Annotated in this window: 19 protein-coding genes and 2 tRNA genes; 20 read left to right on the top strand and 1 reads right to left on the bottom strand. The window is 58.9% G+C overall.

Going from position 1 to position 22,921, the window contains the following annotated elements; genetic code table 11:
- Nucleotides 1–64 precede the first annotated feature (64 nt).
- From dnaK to PMA3_RS25550, 7 genes are all read left to right on the top strand, one after another.
- On the top strand, nucleotides 65–1,981 hold the full coding sequence (gene dnaK / locus PMA3_RS25580) for a molecular chaperone DnaK (RefSeq protein WP_064679797.1): 1,917 nt from the start codon (nucleotides 65–67) through the stop codon (nucleotides 1,979–1,981).
- Between the two features lie 298 nt (nucleotides 1,982–2,279).
- Nucleotides 2,280–3,404, top strand: a complete 1,125-nt coding sequence (dnaJ, locus tag PMA3_RS25575; protein ID WP_064679796.1) for a molecular chaperone DnaJ — start codon at nucleotides 2,280–2,282, stop codon at nucleotides 3,402–3,404.
- A 10-nt stretch (nucleotides 3,405–3,414) separates the two neighbouring features.
- Entirely contained in the window at nucleotides 3,415–4,218 is an 804-nt protein-coding gene (dapB, locus tag PMA3_RS25570) for a 4-hydroxy-tetrahydrodipicolinate reductase (RefSeq protein WP_064679795.1), read from the top strand.
- Between the two features lie 259 nt (nucleotides 4,219–4,477).
- The gene (gene carA / locus PMA3_RS25565; protein WP_064679794.1) at nucleotides 4,478–5,614 is read left to right on the top strand and encodes a glutamine-hydrolyzing carbamoyl-phosphate synthase small subunit; all 1,137 of its coding nucleotides are present in this window, start codon (nucleotides 4,478–4,480) and stop codon (nucleotides 5,612–5,614) included.
- A gap of 117 nt (nucleotides 5,615–5,731) precedes the next feature.
- Nucleotides 5,732–8,953: a carbamoyl-phosphate synthase large subunit gene (carB, locus tag PMA3_RS25560; RefSeq protein WP_064679793.1), complete on the top strand. Its 3,222-nt coding sequence runs from the start codon at nucleotides 5,732–5,734 to the stop codon at nucleotides 8,951–8,953.
- On the top strand, nucleotides 8,950–9,426 hold the full coding sequence (greA, locus tag PMA3_RS25555) for a transcription elongation factor GreA (protein ID WP_064679792.1): 477 nt from the start codon (nucleotides 8,950–8,952) through the stop codon (nucleotides 9,424–9,426). Before carB ends, greA begins: the two co-directional genes overlap by 4 nt.
- A gap of 28 nt (nucleotides 9,427–9,454) precedes the next feature.
- Nucleotides 9,455–9,859, top strand: coding sequence for a hypothetical protein (locus PMA3_RS25550; RefSeq protein ID WP_064679791.1), 405 nt, complete (start codon nucleotides 9,455–9,457; stop codon nucleotides 9,857–9,859).
- Nucleotides 9,860–9,868: 9 nt separating this feature from the next.
- Here the strand turns inward: PMA3_RS25550 and PMA3_RS25545 are convergent, their stop codons facing one another.
- Nucleotides 9,869–10,177, bottom strand: coding sequence for a YhbY family RNA-binding protein (locus tag PMA3_RS25545; RefSeq protein ID WP_008057408.1), 309 nt, complete (start codon nucleotides 10,175–10,177; stop codon nucleotides 9,869–9,871).
- Nucleotides 10,178–10,282: 105 nt separating this feature from the next.
- Here PMA3_RS25545 and rlmE point away from each other — a divergent pair, with 105 nt between their 5' ends.
- From rlmE to truB, 13 genes are all read left to right on the top strand, one after another.
- Nucleotides 10,283–10,912 (top strand): 23S rRNA (uridine(2552)-2'-O)-methyltransferase RlmE, encoded by a 630-nt coding sequence (rlmE, locus tag PMA3_RS25540; protein ID WP_008005470.1) that lies wholly within the window; start codon nucleotides 10,283–10,285, stop codon nucleotides 10,910–10,912.
- 202 nt (nucleotides 10,913–11,114) lie between these two features.
- On the top strand, nucleotides 11,115–13,025 hold the full coding sequence (gene ftsH, locus PMA3_RS25535) for an ATP-dependent zinc metalloprotease FtsH (RefSeq protein WP_064679790.1): 1,911 nt from the start codon (nucleotides 11,115–11,117) through the stop codon (nucleotides 13,023–13,025).
- An 8-nt stretch (nucleotides 13,026–13,033) separates the two neighbouring features.
- Nucleotides 13,034–13,885 (top strand): dihydropteroate synthase, encoded by an 852-nt coding sequence (gene folP / locus PMA3_RS25530; protein WP_064679789.1) that lies wholly within the window; start codon nucleotides 13,034–13,036, stop codon nucleotides 13,883–13,885.
- Between the two features lie 16 nt (nucleotides 13,886–13,901).
- A complete protein-coding gene (gene glmM, locus PMA3_RS25525) occupies nucleotides 13,902–15,239 on the top strand; it encodes a phosphoglucosamine mutase (protein ID WP_064679788.1) in 1,338 nt (445 codons plus the stop codon).
- 66 nt (nucleotides 15,240–15,305) lie between these two features.
- Nucleotides 15,306–16,061, top strand: a complete 756-nt coding sequence (tpiA, locus tag PMA3_RS25520; RefSeq protein WP_064679787.1) for a triose-phosphate isomerase — start codon at nucleotides 15,306–15,308, stop codon at nucleotides 16,059–16,061.
- Nucleotides 16,062–16,065: 4 nt separating this feature from the next.
- Nucleotides 16,066–16,449, top strand: a complete 384-nt coding sequence (secG, locus tag PMA3_RS25515) for a preprotein translocase subunit SecG (RefSeq protein ID WP_017336473.1) — start codon at nucleotides 16,066–16,068, stop codon at nucleotides 16,447–16,449.
- Nucleotides 16,450–16,471: 22 nt separating this feature from the next.
- Nucleotides 16,472–16,557 (top strand) — tRNA-Leu (locus PMA3_RS25510).
- Between the two features lie 96 nt (nucleotides 16,558–16,653).
- Nucleotides 16,654–16,730 (top strand) — tRNA-Met (locus tag PMA3_RS25505).
- A gap of 138 nt (nucleotides 16,731–16,868) precedes the next feature.
- Nucleotides 16,869–17,327: a ribosome maturation factor RimP gene (rimP, locus tag PMA3_RS25500; protein ID WP_010463487.1), complete on the top strand. Its 459-nt coding sequence runs from the start codon at nucleotides 16,869–16,871 to the stop codon at nucleotides 17,325–17,327.
- Between the two features lie 47 nt (nucleotides 17,328–17,374).
- Nucleotides 17,375–18,856: a transcription termination factor NusA gene (gene nusA, locus PMA3_RS25495; RefSeq protein WP_007900474.1), complete on the top strand. Its 1,482-nt coding sequence runs from the start codon at nucleotides 17,375–17,377 to the stop codon at nucleotides 18,854–18,856.
- Between the two features lie 27 nt (nucleotides 18,857–18,883).
- On the top strand, nucleotides 18,884–21,412 hold the full coding sequence (gene infB / locus PMA3_RS25490; protein ID WP_064679786.1) for a translation initiation factor IF-2: 2,529 nt from the start codon (nucleotides 18,884–18,886) through the stop codon (nucleotides 21,410–21,412).
- Nucleotides 21,413–21,571: 159 nt separating this feature from the next.
- Nucleotides 21,572–21,973: a 30S ribosome-binding factor RbfA gene (rbfA, locus tag PMA3_RS25485; protein WP_064679785.1), complete on the top strand. Its 402-nt coding sequence runs from the start codon at nucleotides 21,572–21,574 to the stop codon at nucleotides 21,971–21,973.
- Between the two features lie 3 nt (nucleotides 21,974–21,976).
- On the top strand, nucleotides 21,977–22,894 hold the full coding sequence (truB, locus tag PMA3_RS25480; RefSeq protein ID WP_064679784.1) for a tRNA pseudouridine(55) synthase TruB: 918 nt from the start codon (nucleotides 21,977–21,979) through the stop codon (nucleotides 22,892–22,894).
- Nucleotides 22,895–22,921 lie beyond the last annotated feature (27 nt).

Here is a 22,921-nt window from a genome sequence, read left to right as displayed (position 1 = left end):
AAGTGCTACCGCAGTTAGCCACCACTGCTGCGGCATCCAAATCCAAAATTTCGGGAGAGTGAACATGGGCAAAATTATCGGTATCGACCTGGGGACTACCAACTCCTGCGTCTCCATTCTTGAAAACGGCAAAGCCAAAGTCATCGAAAACGCCGAAGGCGCGCGTACCACCCCTTCGATCGTGGCGTATGCCAACGATGGCGAAATCCTGGTTGGCCAGTCGGCCAAGCGTCAGGCAGTGACCAATCCGCACAACACCCTGTACGCGGTGAAGCGTTTGATCGGTCGTCGTTTCGACGAAGAAGTCGTGCAGAAAGACATCCAGATGGTCCCTTACAAGATCGTCAAGGCTGACAACAGCGACGCCTGGGTTGAAGTGAACGGCCAGAAAATGGCGCCGCCACAAATCTCGGCTGAAATCCTGAAGAAAATGAAGAAGACCGCCGAAGACTACCTCGGCGAGCCAGTGACCGAAGCGGTGATCACCGTTCCGGCCTACTTCAACGACAGCCAGCGTCAAGCTACTAAAGACGCCGGTCGCATCGCGGGCCTGGACGTTAAACGTATCATCAACGAACCGACCGCAGCCGCGCTGGCTTACGGTATGGACAAGGCCAAGGGCGATCACACCGTAATCGTTTACGACCTGGGTGGCGGTACGTTCGACGTTTCCGTGATCGAAATCGCTGAAGTCGATGGCGAGCACCAGTTCGAAGTGTTGGCCACCAACGGCGACACCTTCCTGGGTGGTGAAGACTTCGACATTCGTCTGATCGACTACCTCGTCGACGAATTCAAGAAAGAAAGCGGGATGAACCTCAAAGGTGACCCGCTGGCGATGCAGCGTCTGAAAGAAGCGGCTGAAAAAGCCAAGATCGAACTGTCCTCGAGCCAGTCGACCGACGTGAACCTGCCGTACATCACTGCAGACGCTACCGGTCCAAAGCACTTGAACGTGAAGATCTCGCGCTCCAAGCTGGAAGCACTGGTTGAAGACCTGGTTCAACGCACCATCGAGCCTTGCCGCATCGCGATGAAAGACGCCGGTATCGAGGTTGGCGCGATCAACGACGTGATCCTGGTCGGCGGTCAGACCCGTATGCCACTGGTTCAGAAGCTGGTCACCGATTTCTTCGGTAAAGAAGCCCGTAAAGACGTCAACCCTGACGAAGCCGTTGCCATGGGTGCTGCCATCCAGGGCGCCGTATTGGCCGGTGACGTGAAAGACGTTCTGCTGCTCGACGTCAGCCCGCTGACCCTGGGTATCGAAACCATGGGCGGCGTGATGACTGCGCTGATCGAGAAAAACACCACGATTCCTACCAAGAAATCGCAAGTGTTCTCGACCGCCGATGACAACCAGGGCGCAGTGACCATTCACGTGCTGCAGGGCGAGCGCAAGCAAGCCGCACAGAACAAGTCCCTGGGCAAGTTCGACCTGGCCGAGATTCCACCAGCACCACGTGGCGTGCCACAAATCGAAGTGACCTTCGACATCGACGCCAACGGCATCCTGCACGTCGGCGCGAAAGACAAAGCCACCGGCAAGACTCAGTCGATCGTGATCAAGGCCAACTCCGGTCTGTCCGAGGAAGAAATTCAGCAGATGGTTCGTGACGCTGAAGTGAACGCCGAAGAAGACCGCAAGTTCGAAGAGCTGGCCAGCGCCCGCAACCAAGGCGACGCCCTGGTTCACTCGACGCGCAAAATGGTCGCTGATGCCGGCGACAAAGTGAGCGCTGAAGAGAAGACTGCAATCGAAGCTGCAGTCGTTGCCCTGGAAGCCGCCATCAAAGGCGACGACAAGGCGGCGATCGACGCCAAGGTTGAAGAGCTGTCCAAAGTCTCCGCGCCAGTGGCTCAGAAAATGTACGCCGAACAGGCTCAGCCTGCTGAAGGCGCTGCACCAAACGACGAAAAAGCTCAAAAAGCCGACGACGTCGTGGACGCTGAGTTCGAAGAAGTCAAAGACCACAAGTAAGTTGTTGGTCGCCCGGTTGACTGCCTTCAGGCGGTGACTGGTAGGATGTCGCCGCGCGGGAGCTTGCTCCCGCGTTGGCGTGTCTGGAGTTAGCGAATTTTTACAGCATGCGACAACTGCTCGGATGCTGAGGGTATGGCCGGAAATGCTCCTGCTTTTCGAGCCGAAAGTACCGATTTGAATCAAAGACCAGGATCGTTGAATTGACGTGAGTTGGGTCCGGGCCTGTATTGGGGCTCAACGAGTTTGGCGAGGCTCAGGAGGGGTTTGCCGAACGTCCTTAAGAGTGCAAAGACTTATGGCAAAGCGTGACTATTACGAAGTATTGGGTGTTGAGCGCGGCTCAAGCGAAGCGGACCTGAAAAAGGCCTACCGTCGCCTGGCGATGAAGCACCACCCGGACCGTAATCCCGATGATAAATCGTCGGAAGAGATGTTCAAGGAGGCCAACGAGGCCTACGAAGTGCTGTCCGACTCCAGCAAGCGCGCGGCGTACGACCAGTACGGCCATGCCGGTGTCGATCCGAGCATGGGTGGCGGCGGTGCCGGGTTTGGCGGCCAGAACTTCTCCGACATCTTTGGTGATGTGTTCAGTGACTTCTTCGGTGGCGGTCGCGGCGGTGCCCGTGGCGGCGCCCAGCGTGGCAGCGACCTGCGCTACACCCTGGAGCTGAACCTGGAAGAGGCGGTGCGCGGTACCACCGTGAATATCCGCGTTCCGACACTGGTCAACTGCAAGCCGTGCGACGGCTCGGGGGCCAAGAAGGGCTCTTCGCCTGTCACGTGCCCGACCTGCGGCGGTATCGGCCAGGTTCGCATGCAGCAGGGCTTCTTCTCGGTGCAGCAGACCTGCCCGCGTTGCCATGGCCAGGGCAAGATCATTTCCGATCCGTGCGATTCCTGCCGCGGCGAAGGTCGTGTCGAAGAGTACAAGACGCTCTCGGTGAAAGTGCCGGCCGGCGTTGATACCGGTGACCGCATTCGCCTGTCCGGCGAAGGCGAGGCGGGTGCCCAGGGTGGTCCGACCGGCGACCTGTACGTGGTGATCAATGTGCGCGAGCACGCGATCTTCCAGCGCGACGGCAAGCACCTGTTCTGCGAAGTGCCGATCAGCTTTGTCGATGCGGCGCTGGGTGGCGAGCTGGAGATTCCGACCCTCGATGGCCGGGTCAAACTGAAGATTCCCGAAGGCACCCAGACCGGCAAGCAGTTCCGTGTCCGCGGCAAAGGCGTTGCGCCAGTGCGTGGTGGCGGTGCCGGTGACCTGATGTGTCGTGTGGCGGTCGAAACCCCGGTCAATCTGGGTCGTCGCCAGCGCGAATTGCTGGAGGAATTCCGCAGCTCGCTGGCGGACGATAACAGTCATTCGCCAAAAACCACCGGCTGGTTCGAAGGCGTAAAGCGCTTCTTCGGCGATTTGTAAGGAGACAGGCATGCGACGTATTGCAGTGATGGGCGCCGCCGGGCGCATGGGCAAAACCCTGATCGAAGCCGTGCAGCAGACGCCTGGCGCCGGTCTGACGGCTGCCATCGATCGCCCCGACAGTTCGCTGGTCGGCGCGGATGCCGGTGAGTTGGCGGCGCTGGGTCGTATCGGTGTGCCATTGTCCGGTGATCTGGATCGGGTGGCTGACGAGTTCGACGTGCTGATCGACTTCACGCACCCGACTGTGACCCTGAAGAATCTTGCGTTCTGCCGCAAGCATCACAAGGCGATGATCATCGGCACCACCGGTTTCAGCGTTGAAGAGAAACAGCTGCTGGCCGAGGCGGGCAAGGATATTCCGATCGTCTTCGCCGCCAACTTCAGCGTTGGTGTCAATCTGTGCCTGAAGCTGCTCGACACCGCTGCCCGGGTGTTGGGTGATGACGTCGATATCGAAATCACTGAAGCCCACCATCGGCATAAAGTCGATGCGCCGTCCGGTACTGCCGTGCGAATGGGTGAAGTGATTGCCGATGCGCTGGGTCGTGATTTGAAGAAGGTGGCGGTTTACGGTCGTGAAGGCCAGACCGGCGCCCGTGCTCGCGACACCATCGGCTTCGCCACGGTGCGTGCCGGTGACATCGTGGGGGATCACACCGTGCTCTTCGCCGCCGACGGTGAGCGTGTCGAGATCACGCACAAGGCTTCCAGTCGCATGACCTTCGCCAAGGGCGCGGTTCGTGCGGCGTTGTGGCTGGACAAGCGTGAGCCAGGCCTTTATGACATGCAAGACGTGCTCGATCTGCGCTAAGATGCGCCCGAAATCGGGTTCGAACCCAGTGTTTGGACCCGGTTTTATCCCGCCAAGCGACGTCCTGTCGCATTCTCCGGCCTTTAGGGCTCATTGGCGGTAGACCAAAAATGCCTTTTTCTGTAAGCTACAGCTTTAGTGTGTCCACTAAAAGCGCGCAGAATTATTCGGTGAAGAAGCGGGGTGACGTGTCCATACGTCACTCCGCTTTTTTACAACCTGCGATCGCCCTTTCAGGCTTTATTTACGGGAGGTCTTCTTGACTAAGCCAGCCATACTCGCCCTTGCTGATGGCAGCATTTTTCGCGGCGAAGCCATTGGAACCGACGGTCAGACCGTTGGTGAGGTGGTGTTCAACACCGCCATGACCGGCTATCAGGAAATCCTTACCGATCCTTCCTACGCCCAACAGATCGTTACCCTGACTTACCCGCACATCGGCAATACCGGCACCACACCGGAAGATGCCGAGTCCGATCGTGTCTGGTCCGCTGGCCTGGTCATCCGTGACCTGCCGCTGGTCGCGAGCAACTGGCGCAACAAGCTGTCGCTGTCCGACTACCTGAAAGCCAACAATGTGGTGGCAATCGCCGGTATCGACACCCGCCGCCTGACGCGCATCCTGCGTGAGAAAGGCGCGCAGAACGGCTGCATCATGGCCGGTGACAACATTTCCGAAGAAGCGGCCATTGCCGCGGCGCGAGAGTTCCCTGGCCTGAAAGGCATGGACCTGGCGAAAGTCGTCAGCACCAAGAAGCAATACGAATGGCGCTCGACTGTCTGGGATCTGAAAACCGACAGCCACGCGACCATCGAAGCCTCCGAGCTGCCATACCACGTGGTTGCCTACGACTACGGCGTCAAGCTGAACATCCTGCGCATGCTGGTCGAGCGCGGTTGCCGCGTGACCGTGGTGCCGGCGCAAACGCCCGCCGCTGAAGCCTTGGCGCTCAACCCTGATGGCGTGTTCCTGTCGAACGGTCCTGGTGACCCCGAGCCTTGTGATTACGCGATCCAGGCGATCAAGGACGTGCTGCAAACCGACATCCCGGTGTTCGGCATCTGCCTCGGTCACCAACTGCTGGCCCTGGCCGCCGGCGCCAAGACCCTGAAAATGGGCCACGGCCACCACGGTGCCAACCACCCGGTCCAGGACCTGGACAGCGGTGTGGTGATGATCACCAGCCAGAACCACGGCTTCGCGGTAGATGAGACCACCCTGCCAGGCAACGTCCGCGCGATCCACAAATCGCTGTTCGACGGCACCCTGCAAGGCATCGAGCTGACCGACAAGAGCGCCTTCAGCTTCCAGGGTCACCCTGAAGCCAGCCCTGGCCCGAACGACGTAGCGCCATTGTTCGATCGCTTCATCAACGAAATGGCCAAGCGACGCTGATCGCTCGCCTTGATGGAGCAGGGCTTGAGGGCGGTCCCGACACCGGTGACCCCCTCGGGCCTTCAAAGATTGAACAAGACGGCTTGCCGACTGACCTGCGGATTTGAGTGACAACCCATGCCAAAACGTACAGACATTAAAAGCATCCTGATTCTCGGCGCTGGCCCGATCGTGATCGGCCAGGCCTGCGAATTCGACTACTCCGGCGCCCAGGCCTGCAAAGCCCTGCGCGAGGAGGGTTACCGCGTCATCCTGGTGAACTCCAACCCGGCCACCATCATGACCGACCCGGACATGGCTGACGCCACGTACATCGAGCCGATCAAGTGGCAGACCGTGGCCAAGATCATCGAGAAAGAGCGCCCGGACGCGCTGCTGCCGACAATGGGCGGCCAGACTGCTCTGAACTGCGCACTGGATCTGGAGCGCGAAGGCGTCCTGGAGAAGTTCGGCGTAGAGATGATCGGCGCCAATGCCGACACCATCGACAAGGCTGAAGACCGTTCGCGCTTCGACAAGGCGATGAAATCCATCGGCCTGGACTGCCCGCGTTCGGGTATCGCCCACAGCATGGAAGAGGCCAACGCCGTTCTCGAAAAGCTCGGCTTCCCGTGCATCATTCGTCCGTCCTTCACCATGGGCGGCACGGGTGGCGGTATCGCTTACAACCGTGAAGAGTTCGAAGAAATCTGCGCCCGCGGCCTGGATTTGTCGCCGACCAAAGAGCTGCTGATCGACGAATCGCTGATCGGCTGGAAAGAGTACGAGATGGAGGTTGTCCGCGATAAGAAGGACAACTGCATCATCGTTTGCTCGATCGAAAACTTTGACCCGATGGGCGTGCACACCGGTGACTCGATCACCGTTGCTCCGGCACAAACCCTGACGGACAAGGAATACCAGATCATGCGTAACGCCTCGTTGGCGGTACTGCGTGAGATCGGCGTGGAAACCGGCGGCTCCAACGTTCAGTTTGGCATCTGCCCGGACACTGGCCGTATGGTCGTGATCGAGATGAACCCGCGTGTATCCCGCTCTTCGGCACTGGCCTCGAAAGCCACTGGTTTCCCGATTGCGCGTATCGCTGCCAAGCTGGCGATCGGCTACACCCTGGACGAGCTGCAAAACGAAATCACCGGCGGCGCTACTCCTGCATCCTTCGAGCCGTCGATCGACTACGTCGTCACCAAGCTGCCACGCTTCGCCTTCGAGAAATTCCCGAAAGCCGACGCGCGCCTGACCACGCAAATGAAGTCGGTCGGTGAAGTCATGGCCATCGGCCGGACCTTCCAGGAATCCCTGCAGAAAGCCCTGCGCGGCCTGGAAGTAGGCGTTTGCGGCCTGGACGAGAAGCTCGACCTGAGCAACCCGGAAAGCATGAGCGTCCTCAAGCGCGAACTGACCGTGCCGGGTGCCGAGCGCATCTGGTACGTGGCTGACGCCTTCCGCGCCGGCCTGTCGGTCGAAGACATCTTCGGCATGAACATGATCGACCCGTGGTTCCTGGTGCAGATCGAAGATCTGATCAAGGAAGAAGAGAAGGTCAAGACCCTGGGTCTGGCCAGCATCGACCGCGACCTGATGTTCAAGCTCAAGCGCAAAGGTTTCTCCGACATGCGTCTGGCCAAGTTGCTGGGCGTGACCGAGAAGGCACTGCGTCGCCACCGTCACAAGCTCGAGGTGTACCCGGTCTACAAGCGCGTTGACACCTGCGCGGCCGAGTTCGCCACCGACACCGCTTACATGTACTCGACTTACGAGGAAGAGTGCGAAGCCGCGCCGTCGGGCCGCGACAAGATCATGATTCTCGGCGGCGGTCCCAACCGTATCGGCCAGGGCATCGAGTTCGACTACTGCTGCGTCCATGCGGCATTGGCCCTGCGCGAAGACGGTTACGAGACCATCATGGTCAACTGCAACCCGGAAACCGTTTCCACCGACTACGACACCTCCGATCGCCTGTACTTCGAGCCAGTGACCCTGGAAGACGTGCTGGAAATCTGCCGCGTCGAGAAGCCAAAAGGCGTGATCGTCCAGTACGGCGGCCAGACTCCGCTGAAACTGGCCCGTGCCCTGGAAGAAGCCGGCGTGCCGATCATCGGCACCAGCCCTGACGCCATCGACCGTGCCGAAGACCGTGAGCGCTTCCAGCAGATGGTCGAGCGCCTGAACCTGCGTCAGCCGCCAAACGCTACCGTGCGCAGCGAAGACGAAGCGATTCGTGCCGCCAGCAAGATCGGCTACCCGCTGGTGGTGCGTCCGTCCTACGTACTGGGCGGTCGTGCGATGGAAATCGTCTACGAAGAAGAAGAACTCAAGCGCTACCTGCGCGATGCAGTGAAAGTGTCCAACGACAGCCCGGTGCTGCTTGACCACTTCCTCAATTGCGCCATCGAAATGGACGTGGATGCGGTCTGCGACGGCACCGACGTGGTGATCGGCGCAATCATGCAGCACATCGAGCAGGCCGGCGTTCACTCCGGTGACTCCGCGTGCTCCCTGCCGCCGTATTCGCTGCCTGCGCACATCCAGGACGAGATGCGCGAACAGGTCAAGAAAATGGCCCTGGAGCTGGGCGTGGTCGGCCTGATGAACGTGCAGTTGGCGCTGCAAGGCGAAGACATCTACGTCATCGAAGTCAACCCGCGCGCTTCCCGGACCGTACCGTTCGTGTCCAAGTGCATCGGTGTTTCCCTGGCCATGATCGCCGCTCGCGTGATGGCCGGTAAAACCCTGAAGGAAATCGGCTTCACCAAGGAAATCATCCCGAACTTCTACAGTGTGAAAGAGGCGGTGTTCCCATTCGCCAAATTCCCTGGCGTGGACCCGATCCTGGGCCCTGAGATGAAGTCCACCGGTGAAGTGATGGGCGTGGGCGACACCTTCGGTGAAGCATTCGCCAAGGCCCAGATGGGCGCCAGCGAAGTGTTGCCGACCGGCGGTACCGCGTTCATCAGCGTACGTGACGACGACAAGCCACTGGTTGCAGGCGTGGCCCGTGATCTGATCAACTTGGGCTTCGACGTGGTCGCTACTGCCGGCACTGCCAGGCTGATCGAAGCTGCAGGCCTGAAAGTGCGTCGCGTGAACAAGGTGACCGAAGGTCGCCCGCACGTGGTCGACATGATCAAGAACGACGAAGTCACCTTGATCATCAACACCACCGAAGGCCGTCAGTCGATCGCCGATTCGTACTCCATTCGTCGTAATGCCTTGCAGCACAAGATCTACTGCACCACCACCATTGCTGCTGGCGAAGCTATTTGCGAAGCGCTGAAGTTCGGTCCCGAGAAGACCGTGCGCCGCTTGCAGGATCTACACGCAGGATTGAAGGCATGATCAAATACCCAATGACCGTCCAGGGCGCCAAAGCCCTGGAAGAAGAACACGCTCACCTGACCAAGGTCGTCCGTCCGAAGCTCAGCCAGGACATCGGTACGGCCCGCGAACTGGGTGACTTGAAGGAAAACGCCGAATACCACGCTGCCCGCGAGCAGCAGGGGATGGTCGAGGCGCGGATTCGTGACATCGAAGGCCGGATTCAGAACCAGGTCATCATCGATGTCACGAGCATTCCACACACCGGCAAAGTGATTTTCGGTACCACCGTTGAAATCGCCAATGTCGAGACTGATGACCGCGTCACTTACCACATCGTGGGTGAGGATGAGGCGGACTTCAAACTCGGCAAGATTTCGGTGGGTTCGCCATTGGCCCGCGCCTTGATTGCCAAGGAAGAGGGCGATGTAGTTGCCGTGAAAACGCCTGGCGGCGTTATCGAGTACGAGATTGTCGAAGTTCGCCACATCTGAGAGAAGGCGCCCGCTGCATGCGGGCGCCATGCTTTGGCAGCTGACCCAGATGTTGTGGGTGGGCGGCCTGTGGCTGTTGCATATCGGTCTGCTGCCGGTGCTGGGTCATATCGGCCTGGCGCCGCTGCTGATCGACGAAATCGTAGACGTGCTGAATACACTGATGGTGGGATTCGCCGCAGTGTGTGTGATTTTTCAGGTTTTGGTGCTGGTTCAGGCCGAGGGCCTTGCCAGTCTATGGCGCGATATTCGCGGGCAACTGCTGATGACGGCGCTGTATGCGTGTGCGATGTACTACGCGGTGCGCTTCGGTTGGCCGGATGCGGTGCGCTGGCACGTGTTCAGCTTTCTTGTCCTGGGGTTTTCCGGGCTGGTGCTGGTGTTGCAGCCGGTGCCGGGATGGAGTGGCAGGGTGCGCGAAGCACACCCTTGACCCTTGTCATCACTTGAAGCGATGAACGTTCGACAGCTGCTTGTTGACGCTGAAGTTCTTGCGGTAAATCAGTGCCATCTTGCCTATGACCTGAACCAGGTCCGCTTTGCCGACCTTGCACAGTTCTGCAATGTTCGCCAGGCGCGACTCGCGATCGAGGATGTTGAGCTTGATTTTGATCAGCTCGTGATCCGCCAAAGCGCGTTCAAGTTCGGCTAACACACCTTCAGTCAAACCGTTGTCAGCCACAATCAAAACCGGTTTCAGATGGTGGCCAATGGATTTGTACTGTTTCTTCTGCTCTTGAGTGAGCGGCATAATCTGACCCCTGCGTCTGATCTTGTAAAAAGCGGCGGCCAGTTTACCCGAGCGAGTCCGGGACCGCCCAGTTAATCACGACCCGTTTTATTTTTGAGGTGGCCCGTGGCCCGTTCCAAGACAAGCCTTAAATGGCTGCAAAGACATGTCAATGATCCCTATGTGAAGCAGGCGCAGAAGGATGGTTACCGCTCGCGTGCGAGTTACAAGCTTCTGGAGGTCCAGGAGAAATACAAGCTGATCCGTCCGGGTATGAGCGTTGTCGACCTGGGTGCGGCGCCCGGCGGCTGGTCGCAGGTCACTAGTCGGCTGATCGGTGGTCAGGGGCGTCTGATCGCCTCGGACATCCTGGAAATGGACAGCATTCCGGATGTGACTTTCATCCAGGGTGACTTCACCCAGGACGAAGTGCTCGCTCAGATCCTTGAAGCCGTGGGTAATTCGCAGGTGGACCTTGTGATTTCCGATATGGCCCCCAATATGAGTGGTACGCCTGAGGTGGACATGCCGAAAGCCATGTTTCTATGTGAGCTGGCTCTTGATCTGGCGGCTCGGATACTCAAGCCGGGTGGTAATTTCGTGATCAAGGTGTTTCAGGGCGAAGGGTTTGATGCTTACGTGAAGGACGCTCGTCAGAAATTCGACAAGGTCCAGATGATCAAGCCGGACTCTTCCCGTGGCAGTTCCCGCGAGCAATACATGCTGGCTTGGGGCTACCGCGGCCGTAGTGAGTAAATCGAGGTTTTTTTGCGGGTCGATAGGATTTTCGTATTTCGCCCCGTGAGCATTAGCGAATATTGTGTAGAAAGTGTTTCACAAAGGGTTACAGACGACGCCTGCCAGAGTCGTCGGTAATGTAGTAAGTTAGGCCGGTGAATATCATGCGAAGCGCGCGCCATCAGCGGCGCTTGCTTCAGAGGGTAGTTAATTGAACGATATGGCAAAGAATCTGATCCTGTGGTTGATCATCGCGGCAGTCCTGGTGACGGTGATGAACAACTTCTCCAGCCCTAACGAGCCGCAGACCCTCAACTATTCCGACTTCATCCAGCAGGTCAAGGATGGCAAGGTCGAACGCGTAGCCGTCGATGGCTATGTGATTACCGGCAAGCGCAACGATGGCGACAGCTTCAAGACCATCCGTCCGGCAATCCAGGATAATGGTCTGATCGGCGACCTCGTGGACAACCACGTCGTGGTCGAAGGCAAACAGCCTGAACAGCAAAGCATCTGGACTCAGCTCCTGGTGGCAAGCTTCCCGATCCTGGTGATCATCGCCGTGTTCATGTTCTTCATGCGGCAGATGCAGGGCGGAGCCGGTGGCAAGGGCGGACCGATGAGCTTCGGCAAGAGCAAGGCGCGCCTGCTCTCCGAAGATCAGGTGAAAACCACCCTGGGTGACGTTGCCGGTTGCGACGAAGCCAAGGAAGAAGTCGGCGAGCTGGTCGAGTTCCTGCGTGACCCGGGCAAGTTCCAGCGCCTGGGCGGTCGCATTCCTCGCGGCGTACTGATGGTCGGTCCTCCGGGTACCGGTAAAACCTTGCTCGCCAAGGCGATTGCCGGCGAAGCCAAAGTGCCGTTCTTCACCATTTCCGGTTCCGATTTCGTCGAAATGTTCGTCGGTGTCGGTGCCAGCCGTGTTCGCGACATGTTCGAGCAGGCAAAGAAGCACGCGCCATGCATCATCTTCATCGATGAAATCGACGCCGTCGGTCGCCATCGTGGTGCCGGCATGGGTGGCGGTCACGACGAGCGCGAACAGACGCTCAACCAGTTGCTGGTAGAGATGGACGGCTTCGAAATGAATGACGGCATCATCGTCATCGCCGCCACCAACCGTCCGGACGTACTGGACCCGGCGCTGCTGCGTCCAGGCCGTTTCGACCGTCAGGTCGTGGTCGGTCTGCCGGACATCCGCGGCCGTGAGCAGATTCTCAAGGTCCACATGCGCAAAGTGCCGATGGGTGACGACGTCGCTCCGGCCGTGATCGCCCGTGGTACCCCTGGTTTCTCCGGTGCCGACCTGGCGAACCTGGTGAACGAGGCGTCGCTGTTCGCCGCCCGTGCCGGCAAGCGCATCGTTGAAATGAAAGAGTTCGAACTGGCCAAAGACAAGATCATGATGGGTGCCGAGCGCAAATCCATGGTCATGTCCGAGAAAGAGAAGCAGAACACCGCTTATCACGAAGCCGGCCACGCCATTGTCGGTCGCGTCGTGCCTGAGCATGACCCGGTCTACAAGGTGTCGATCATCCCCCGCGGTCGCGCGCTGGGTGTGACCATGTTCCTGCCGGAAGAAGACCGCTACAGCCTGTCCAAGCGTGCGTTGATCAGCCAGATCTGCTCGCTGTACGGCGGCCGTATCGCTGAAGAAATGACCCTTGGCTTCGATGGTGTCACCACCGGTGCATCCAACGACATCATGCGTGCCAGCCAGATTGCACGGAACATGGTGACCAAGTGGGGCCTGTCGGAAAAACTCGGTCCGTTGATGTACGCCGAAGAAGAGGGTGAAGTGTTCCTCGGTCGCGGCGGCGGCGGTCAAGGCGCCAGTTTCTCCGGCGAGACGGCGAAGCTGATCGACTCCGAGGTGCGCAGCATCATCGACCAGTGCTACGGCACCGCCAAGCAGATCCTCACGGATAACCGTGACAAGCTCGACGCCATGGCCGATGCCTTGATGAAGTACGAAACGATCGATGCCGATCAGATCGATGACATCATGGCCGGTCGTACGCCTCGCGAACCTCGCGACTGGTCCGGTGGTACCGGTACGTCCGGAACACCTCCGGCAGTGCAGGGCGAGCGTCCGGAAACACCTATCGGCGGTCCGGCTGCTGACGTTTAAGGTTTGAAATGACTTCTGTTCAGTCCTCGACCCGGTTGCCTTGCGGCAACCGGGTTCTTGATTTGGCCCTGACGCATGTCATGGGCATTCTCAATGTCACTCCAGATTCCTTTTCCGACGGTGGCCAATACAGCCAGCTCGATGCGGCCATGCGCCACGCCGAAGCCATGGTGGCGGCCGGCGCGACGCTGATCGATGTCGGTGGCGAATCGACCCGGCCCGGAGCCAGGGCGGTTTCCCCGCTGGAGGAGCTCGAGCGTGTAGCGCCCATCGTCGAGCGCATTCATCGCGAACTGGATGTGATCATCTCGGTGGATACTTCTACCCCGTCGGTCATGCGCGAAACCGCACGGTTGGGCGCCGGGTTGATCAATGACGTGCGCTCGCTGCAGCGCGATGGTGCGCTGGATGCGGCTGCGGCCACCGGCTTGCCCGTCTGCCTGATGCATATGCTCGGTGAGCCGGGCGACATGCAGGACAATCCGCAGTATCAGGATGTGACCCGGGAAGTGGGCGAGTTTCTTGCCGGGCGCATGGCGAAATGTGTATCGGCAGGCATACCCGCCGAGCGGATCATTCTGGATCCAGGCTTCGGTTTCGCCAAAACCCTGCAACACAATCTAAGCTTGTTCAAGCATATGGAAGCCTTGCATGCCTTGGGTCGGCCGTTGCTGGTCGGGGTTTCGCGAAAAAGCATGATAGGTCAGGCCTTGAATCGCCCGGTCGGAGAACGCCTGAATGGCGGTCTCGCGCTCGCGGCGCTGGCCTCATTCAAGGGAGCGCGTATATTGCGCGTCCATGATGTGGCCGAAACAGTCGATGTGCTGCGGATGATCGCCGCAGTGGAATCAGCCGAATAAGAAGGATGGAGCGCTTATGACTAAAAAATACTTTGGTACCGACGGCATTCGTGGTCGCGTCGGCGAATACCCGATCACGCCTGATTTCATGCTCAAGCTCGGTTGGGCCGCGGGTATGGCGTTCCGCAAAATGGGCGCCTGCAAAGTGTTGGTGGGTAAGGACACCCGGATTTCCGGCTACATGTTCGAATCGGCGCTTGAGGCCGGACTGACGTCGGCGGGTGCCGATGTCATGCTCCTGGGCCCGATGCCGACACCGGCCATCGCCTATCTGACGCGCACCTTCCATGCCGAAGCGGGCATCGTGATCAGCGCCTCGCACAATCCGCATGACGATAACGGCATCAAGTTTTTCTCCGGCAAGGGCACCAAGCTGCCGGATGAAGTCGAGCATATGATCGAAGAACTGCTCGACACCCCGATGACCGTGGTCGAGTCGAGCAAGATCGGCAAGGTCTCGCGCATCAACGATGCGTCGGGCCGCTACATCGAATTCTGCAAGGGCAGCGTCCCGGCCGGTACCAGCTTCGCGGGCTTGAAGATTGTGATCGACTGCGCTCACGGTGCGACCTACAAGGTGGCGCCGAGTGTGTTCCGTGAGCTGGGCGCCGATGTCGTTGTGCTTTCTGCCCATCCCAATGGCCTGAATATCAACGATAACTGCGGTTCGACCCATATGGGGCCGTTGCAGGCTGCCGTATTGGCCGAGCACGCCGATTTGGGCATCGCCTTTGACGGTGATGGCGACCGGGTGCAGATGGTCGATCACACCGGTGCTGTCGTCGACGGTGACGAATTGCTGTTCATCATTGCTCGCGATCTGCAGGAGCGTGGCAAGCTGCAGGGCGGCGTGGTCGGTACGTTGATGAGTAACCTGGGGCTGGAGCTGGCCCTGGCGGACCTGGGCATTCCTTTTGTGCGGGCCAATGTCGGCGACCGTTACGTCATCTCCGAGTTGCAGGAGCGCGATTGGCTGGTGGGTGGTGAAAACTCGGGGCACATTGTCTGCTTCAGTCATACCACCACCGGTGACGCGATCATTGCGGCCTTGCAGGTACTGATGGCGCTGAAGAGACGCTCCGAAGGGCTGGCGCAATCGCGTCAGGCGTTGCGCAAGTGCCCTCAGGTGCTGATCAATGTGCGTTTCGGCGGCGGTGCAAGCCCCCTCGATCATCCGGCGGTCAAGGCGGCCAGCGAGCGCGTTACCCAGGCCATGGCCGGGCGCGGGCGTGTGCTGTTGCGCAAGTCCGGGACGGAGCCGTTGGTGCGGGTAATGGTCGAAGGCGAGGACGAAACACAGGTTCGCGGCCACGCCGAAGAGCTGGCAAACCTGGTTACTGAAGTTTCTGCCTGAATTCGGCTTGCCAGCCATGATTGTGTTGGGTAACATCTGCGCCCACTTTGACCGACGAGGTACAGCATGCGTCGCCCTATGGTAGCTGGTAACTGGAAGATGCACGGTACCCGCACCAGCGTCGCTGAGCTGATTGACGGCCTCCGCCGTCTGGACTTGCCGAGCGATGTTGACGTTGCGGTATTCCCGCCTTGCCTGCATATCAATCAAGTGATTGATAGCTTGAAAGGTCAGTCGATTTCGATCGGCGCGCAGAACTCTGCGGTGGAATCCATGCAAGGCGCATTGACCGGTGAAGTTGCACCGAGTCAGTTGGTGGATGCAGGTTGTTCCCTGGTACTTGTCGGGCACTCCGAACGCCGCCAGATCATGGGCGAGCAGGACGATATGCTGATCCGCAAGTTCGCAGCGGCACAGGCATGTGGCTTGATTCCGGTGTTGTGCATAGGGGAAACCCTTGAGCAGCGCGAAGCCGGGAAAACGCTTGAGGTTGTCGGGCGTCAGCTGGACAGCATCATCGAGGAGCTGGGTGTCGGTGTCTTTGCCAAGGCAGTCATCGCTTACGAGCCGGTCTGGGCCATTGGCACCGGGCTGACTGCTTCGCCGCAACAGGCGCAGGATGTGCATGCAGCCATTCGCGCCCAGTTGGCGGAAAAGAATTCTGAAGTCGCGCAAGGTGTGCGGCTTCTATACGGCGGCAGCGTGAAGGCGGCCAATGCGGTCGAACTGTTCGGCATGCCGGATATCGATGGGGGGCTCATTGGTGGAGCGTCCCTGAATGCAGATGAGTTCGGTGCGATCTGTCGCGCCGCGGGAAACTGAAAAAATGCTGGAAACAGTCGTAGTCGTTTTTCATCTGCTGGGTGCATTGGGCGTAGTTGCTCTGGTTTTGCTGCAGCAGGGTAAAGGTGCGGATGCTGGCGCGTCTTTCGGAGCAGGTGCTTCAAATACTGTGTTCGGAAGCCAAGGTTCCTCTACCTTTCTTAGTAAGTTTACTGCTATACTTGCCGCAGGTTTCTTCATAACCAGCTTAGGGTTAGGTTACTTTGCTAAAGAGAAAGCTCACCAGCTGACTCAAGTAGGTTTGCCAAATCCAGCAGTGTTGGAAGTTCCAAAGCAGCAACCGGCTTCTGATGATGTCCCGGTGCTTCAAGAGCAAAAGTCGGCTACTCCAGCGACTGACGTGCCTCCAGCTCAAGAGCAGAAGTAAGAAGGGTTTCAAACGTAGTATTGCCGAGGTGGTGGAATTGGTAGACACGCAACCTTGAGGTGGTTGTGCCCATAGGGTGTAGGGGTTCGAGTCCCCTTCTCGGTACCAATTATCAGGAGAGCCCGCTGTTGCGGGCTTTCTTGTAGGTGGAAGGTTACATTGACCCTGTGAGGGATCGGTCGTATACTTCCGCCCCAGCTTTGTCGCGGGGTGGAGCAGTCTGGTAGCTCGTCGGGCTCATAACCCGAAGGTCGTCGGTTCAAATCCGGCCCCCGCAACCAGTTTCAGGAGCCCCTTTTCAGGGGCTTTTTGTTAGCTGGACACTTTCTACGCCGCTGTTCGACGGCGTTTCAAGGATGGGCGTTTCGCCCATTTTTTTATTTTGCATAGCATGCACATACATGCACGAGGGGGTTCAGGTGTCGAGCAAGCTAGAAGAGTTGCAGGCCTTGTTGGCCCCGGTGGTCGTGGCCCTGGGCTATGAATGCTGGGGTATTGAGTTTTCGGCTCAGGGTCGCCACTCAATGTTGCGCGTTTATATTGATAAAGAAGGCGGTGTGCTGGTGGACGATTGCGCCATCGTCAGCCGTCAGATCAGCGGTGTCCTGGATGTTGAAGATCCGATCGCCGTTGAATACACCCTTGAAGTTTCCTCGCCTGGCATGGAACGCCCGCTGTTCACTATTGAGCAGTTTGCAAAATTTGCCGGTGAACAAGTGAAGATCAAGCTGCGCTCGCCTTTTGAAGGGCGACGCAACTTTCAGGGCCTTCTGCGCGGTGTAGAAGAGCAGGACGTCGTGGTGCAGGTTGAAGACCATGAATTCCTGTTGCCGATCGATATGATCGACAAGGCCAACATTATTCCCAGTTTTGACTGAGACGCGGATCCCGCGGATCCAATGGCTTGCGAAAGGCGAGGCGTACGATGAGCAAAGAAGTACTGCTGGTTGTTGAGTCGGTATCCAATGAAAAGGGCGTACCGGCAAACGTAATTTTTGAAGCGCTGGAGCTGGCTCTGGCCACTGCCACCAAAAAACGTTTCGAGGACGAAGTCGATCTGCGTGTGGAAATCAATCGCCACACCGGTGCTTACGAGACCTTCCGTCGCTGGACGGTCGTCGAAGAAGCAGACCTGGACGATCCGGCCATCGAAACCTGGCCGAGCAAGGTTGCAGAAACGCATCCTGGCGCCAAGGTTGGCGACGTAGTCGAAGAAAAGATCGAATCCATCGAATTCGGCCGCATCGCCGCACAGACTGCCAAGCAAGTCATCGTGCAGAAAGTTCGCGAAGCCGAACGTGCTCAAGTCGTTGATGCCTATCGCGAGCGCCTGGGAGAAATCATCTCCGGCACCGTGAAGAAAGTGACCCGCGACAACGTGATCGTCGACCTGGGTAACAACGCAGAAGCGTTGCTGGCCCGCGAAGACATCATTTCTCGCGAAACCTTCCGGGTTGGCGTGCGCCTGCGTGCGCTGCTCAAGGAGATCCGCACCGAGAACCGCGGCCCGCAGCTGATCCTGTCGCGTACCGCGCCGGAAATGCTGATCGAGTTGTTCCGCATCGAAGTGCCGGAAATTGCCGAAGGCCTGATCGAAGTAATGGCCGCCTCCCGTGACCCGGGTTCGCGTGCCAAGATCGCGGTCCGCTCCAAGGACAAACGCATCGACCCGCAAGGCGCTTGCATCGGCATGCGCGGTTCGCGCGTCCAGGCAGTGTCGGGCGAGTTGGGCGGCGAGCGTGTGGACATCGTCCTGTGGGACGATAACCCGGCGCAGTTCGTGATCAATGCAATGTCGCCGGCTGAAGTGGCGGCTATTATCGTTGACGAAGATGCCCATGCCATGGACATCGCCGTTGGCGCAGACAATCTGGCTCAGGCCATCGGTCGCGGAGGTCAGAACGTGCGTCTGGCCAGCCAGTTGACTGGCTGGACCCTGAACGTGATGACCGAATCGGACATCCAGGCTAAGCAGCAAGCAGAAACCGGCGACATCCTGCGCAACTTCATCGACGAGCTGGAAGTCGACGAAGACCTCGCACAGGTGCTGGTAGATGAAGGTTTCACCAGCCTGGAAGAGATTGCCTACGTACCGTTGGAAGAAATGCTCAACATCGACGGCTTTGACGAAGAAACCGTCAACGAGCTTCGCGCTCGTGCCAAGGATCGTTTGTTGACCAAAGCCATCGCTACTGAGGAAAAGCTGGCAGACGCCCATCCGGCCGAAGACCTGCTCTCGCTTGAGGGTATGGACAAGGATTTGGCGATGGAACTGGCGGTGCGCGGCGTAATTACCCGCGAAGACCTGGCCGAGCAGTCTATTGACGATCTGCTCGACATCGACGGCATTGACGATGATCGTGCCGGCAAGTTGATCATGGCCGCCCGAGCCCACTGGTTCGAGTAATTAGGCGCGGCCTGAGGAGAGAAGTGCATGACGCAAGTCACGGTGAAACAACTGGCCGATGAGGTCAAAACACCGGTAGAGCGCCTGTTGCAGCAGATGCGTGAGGCAGGTCTGCCGCACACCGCCGCCGATGAAGGTGTGAGCGATAGTGAGAAGCAGTCTTTGCTGACTCACTTGAAGAGCAGCCACAAGGCGAAAGTGGAAGAACCGCGCAAGATTACATTGCAGCGCAAAACCACCAGCACCCTGCGTGTTGCTGGCAGCAAAAGCATCAGCGTTGAAGTACGCAAGAAGAAAGTCTTCGTACAGCGCAGCCCGGAAGAAATCGAAGCCGAGCGCAAACGCGAACTGGATGAACGTCGCGCAGTAGAAAATGCTGCACGCCAGAAGGCTGAAGAAGAAGCCAAGCGTCGCGCCGAAGAAGAAGCGCGTCGCCAGCCTGCTGCTGCGCAAACCGCTACTGGCAACGCCGTTGCAGCACCTGCTGCAGTTGCCGAACCTGTACGCGAAAGCGCGCCGGTTGTCGCCGCTGCTCCAGCGCCGTCTGCTGACGTTCGCAACAAGCAGAACGAACAGCGCCGTCCGGACAAACCACGTGCCGACGATAACAGTCGTCGTGGCAGTGGCGATGGCGAGCGCAAAAACGCTCCGCATCGTGCTTCGGTCAAGGAAAAAGCGCCTGCTCCACGCGTTGCTCCACGTACTACCGACGAAGAAAGCGATGGCTTCCGTCGTGGTGGTCGCGGCAAGGCCAAGCTGAAGAAGCGCAACGCCCACGGTTTCCAGAGCCCAACCGGCCCTGTCGTGCGTGATGTGCAGATCGGCGAGACCATCACTGTTGGCGATCTCGCCAATCAGATGTCGGTCAAGGCTGCTGAAATCATCAAGTTCATGTTCAAACTGGGTACTCCAGCGACCATCAACCAGGTGCTTGATCAGGAAACTGCTCAGCTGGTAGCCGAAGAACTGGGCCACAAAGTGACCCTGGTCAGCGACACCGCCCTGGAAGATTCCCTGGCCGAGTCCTTGAAGTTTGAAGGTGAGACGTTCTCCCGTGCGCCAGTTGTGACCGTAATGGGCCACGTTGACCATGGTAAGACTTCGCTGCTCGACTACATCCGTCGTGCCAAGGTAGCTGCTGGCGAAGCCGGCGGGATCACCCAGCACATCGGTGCGTACCACGTTGAAACCGAGCGCGGCATGGTCACCTTCCTCGACACCCCTGGTCACGCCGCGTTTACCGCAATGCGTGCCCGTGGTGCCAAGGCGACCGACATCGTGATCCTGGTAGTTGCAGCGGACGACGGCGTGATGCCGCAGACCATTGAAGCTGTCCAGCACGCCAAGGCCGCTGGTGTTCCACTGGTTGTTGCAGTGAACAAAATCGACAAGCCGGGCGCCGATCTCGATCGCATCCGTAGCGAACTGTCGGTTCACGGCGTGACGTCGGAAGAGTGGGGCGGCGACACTCCGTTCGTATCGGTTTCGGCGAAAGTCGGTACTGGCGTGGACGAGTTGCTCGAAGCTGTTCTGCTGCAAGCTGAAGTTCTGGAATTGAAAGCAACGCCTTCGGCTCCAGGCCGTGGCGTCGTGGTTGAATCGCGTCTCGACAAAGGTCGTGGCCCGGTTGCTACCGTTCTGGTTCAAGACGGTACCCTGCGCCAAGGCGACATGGTGCTGGTCGGTTCGAACTATGGCCGTGTACGTGCCATGCTCGATGAGAACGGCAAGCCAATCAAGGAAGCCGGTCCTTCCATCCCTGTCGAGATCCTCGGCCTGGACGGTACCCCGGACGCTGGCGACGAGATGAGCGTGCTGTCGGACGAGAAGAAAGCCCGTGAAGTGGCTCTGTTCCGTCAAGGCAAGTTCCGCGAAGTCAAACTGGCTCGCGCTCACGCCGGCAAGCTGGAAAACATCTTCGAAAACATGGGTCAGGCAGAGAAGAAGACGCTCAACATCGTCCTCAAATCTGACGTCCGTGGTTCGTTGGAAGCGTTGAACGGCGCCTTGAACGGCCTGGGTAACGACGAAGTGCAAGTGCGTGTTGTCGGTGGCGGTGTCGGTGGTATCACCGAGTCCGACGCCAACCTGGCACTGGCCTCCAACGCTGTACTGTTCGGCTTCAACGTGCGTGCCGATGCCGGCGCTCGCAAGATCGTCGAGCAGGAAGGTCTGGATATGCGTTACTACAACGTGATCTACGACATCATCGAAGACGTCAAGAAAGCCCTCACCGGTATGCTGGGCAGCGATGTTCGCGAGAACATCCTGGGTGTGGCCGAAGTGCGTGACGTGTTCCGTTCGCCGAAGTTTGGCGCGATCGCCGGTTGCATGGTGATCGAAGGTGTTGTTCACCGTAACCGTCCAATCCGTGTACTGCGTGAAGACATCGTTATCTTCGAAGGCGAGCTGGAATCCCTGCGCCGCTTCAAGGATGACGCTTCCGAAGTACGTGCCGGCATGGAATGCGGTATTGGCGTCAAGAGCTACAACGACGTCAAAGCTGGCGACAAGATCGAAGTCTACGAGAAGGTCCAGGTTGCTCGCAGCCTCTGACTCGCGCACTTCAAGGGCCACGGTGAGCCGCCGCATGCAGATGCGCGGCACAGCGTCAGGACTCTAAACGCAACGCCCGGTCTGGCTTTTGTCAGGCCGGGCGTTTGCCGCTTTCAGACCCCACGGGTTTCACCGTGTGGCAGTAACAGGTAACAAGACATGGCAAAAGAATACAGCCGTACCCAACGTATCGGCGATCAGATGCAGCGTGAGCTGGCACAGCTGATCCGTCGTGAAGTCAAAGACCCGCGCGTCGGCCTGGTCACCATTACCGCTGTTGAAGTCAGCCGTGACGTCGGTCACGCCAAGATCTTCATCACCGTGATGGGTCAGGACAACGCCGAAGACATCGCGCAAAGCATCAAGGTGCTCAACTCCGCCGCCGGTTTCCTGCGCATGCAGTTGGCCCGCGAAATGAAGTTGCGCAGCGTTCCGCAGTTGCACTTCCACTACGACGAAAGCGTCGTGCGTGGCGCGCACCTATCGGCCTTGATCGAGCGCGCGGTCGCTGAAGACAGTCAGCGCCCGGTTGCGGCTGAAGCCGAAGACACCAAGGAGTAATCGGTGGCTCAGGTCAAACGTATCCGTCGTAACGTCAGTGGCATCATTCTGCTCGACAAACCGCTGGGGTTTACCTCCAACGCCGCGTTGCAGAAGGTTCGCTGGCTGCTGAACGCCGAGAAAGCCGGGCACACCGGCAGTCTCGATCCGCTGGCCACCGGAGTATTGCCGTTGTGCTTCGGCGAGGCCACCAAGTTCTCGCAATACCTGCTCGATTCCGACAAAGCCTATGAAACCCTGGCGCAACTGGGCAAGACCACCACCACGGCCGATGCCGAAGGTGAAGTTTTGCTGGAGCGGCCGGTGACCGTTGGTCGCGCCGATGTCGAAGCGGTACTGCCCGGTTTTCGTGGGCAAATCAGTCAGATACCGCCGATGTACTCGGCACTCAAGCGTGATGGCCAGCCTCTGTACAAGCTGGCCCGTGCAGGCGAAGTAGTGGAGCGCGAACCGCGTTCTGTTACTATTGCGCGCTTGGAATTACTGGCTTTTGAAGGTGATACTGCGCGGCTGGCGGTGGATTGCAGCAAAGGCACCTATATCCGCACCCTGGTGGAGGATATCGGTGAGCAACTCGGTTGTGGCGCTTACGTTGCTGAATTGCGACGTACCCAGGCCGGGCCTTTCACCCTGGCGCAGACGGTCACGCTTGAAGAGTTGGAAGCGGTACATGCCGAAGGCGGCAACGAAGCGGTCGATCGCTTCCTGATGCCATCGGACAGCGGCCTGCTGGATTGGCCGCTGCTGCAGTTCTCGGAGCACAGCTCGTTCTACTGGCTTAACGGCCAGCCGGTACGCGCCCCGGATGCACCGAAGTTCGGCATGGTACGGGTACAGGATCACAACGGTCGTTTCATCGGTATCGGTGAAGTGAGCGAAGACGGGCGCATCGCGCCACGTCGACTGATTCGGTCAGAATGACCGGACGAGGGTGGCTGTTAACAGGCA

The sequence above is a fragment of the Pseudomonas silesiensis genome, assembly GCF_001661075.1.
GTDB classification, from domain to species: domain Bacteria; phylum Pseudomonadota; class Gammaproteobacteria; order Pseudomonadales; family Pseudomonadaceae; genus Aquipseudomonas; species Aquipseudomonas silesiensis.
This window is presented reverse-complemented; position numbering and strand designations above follow the sequence as displayed.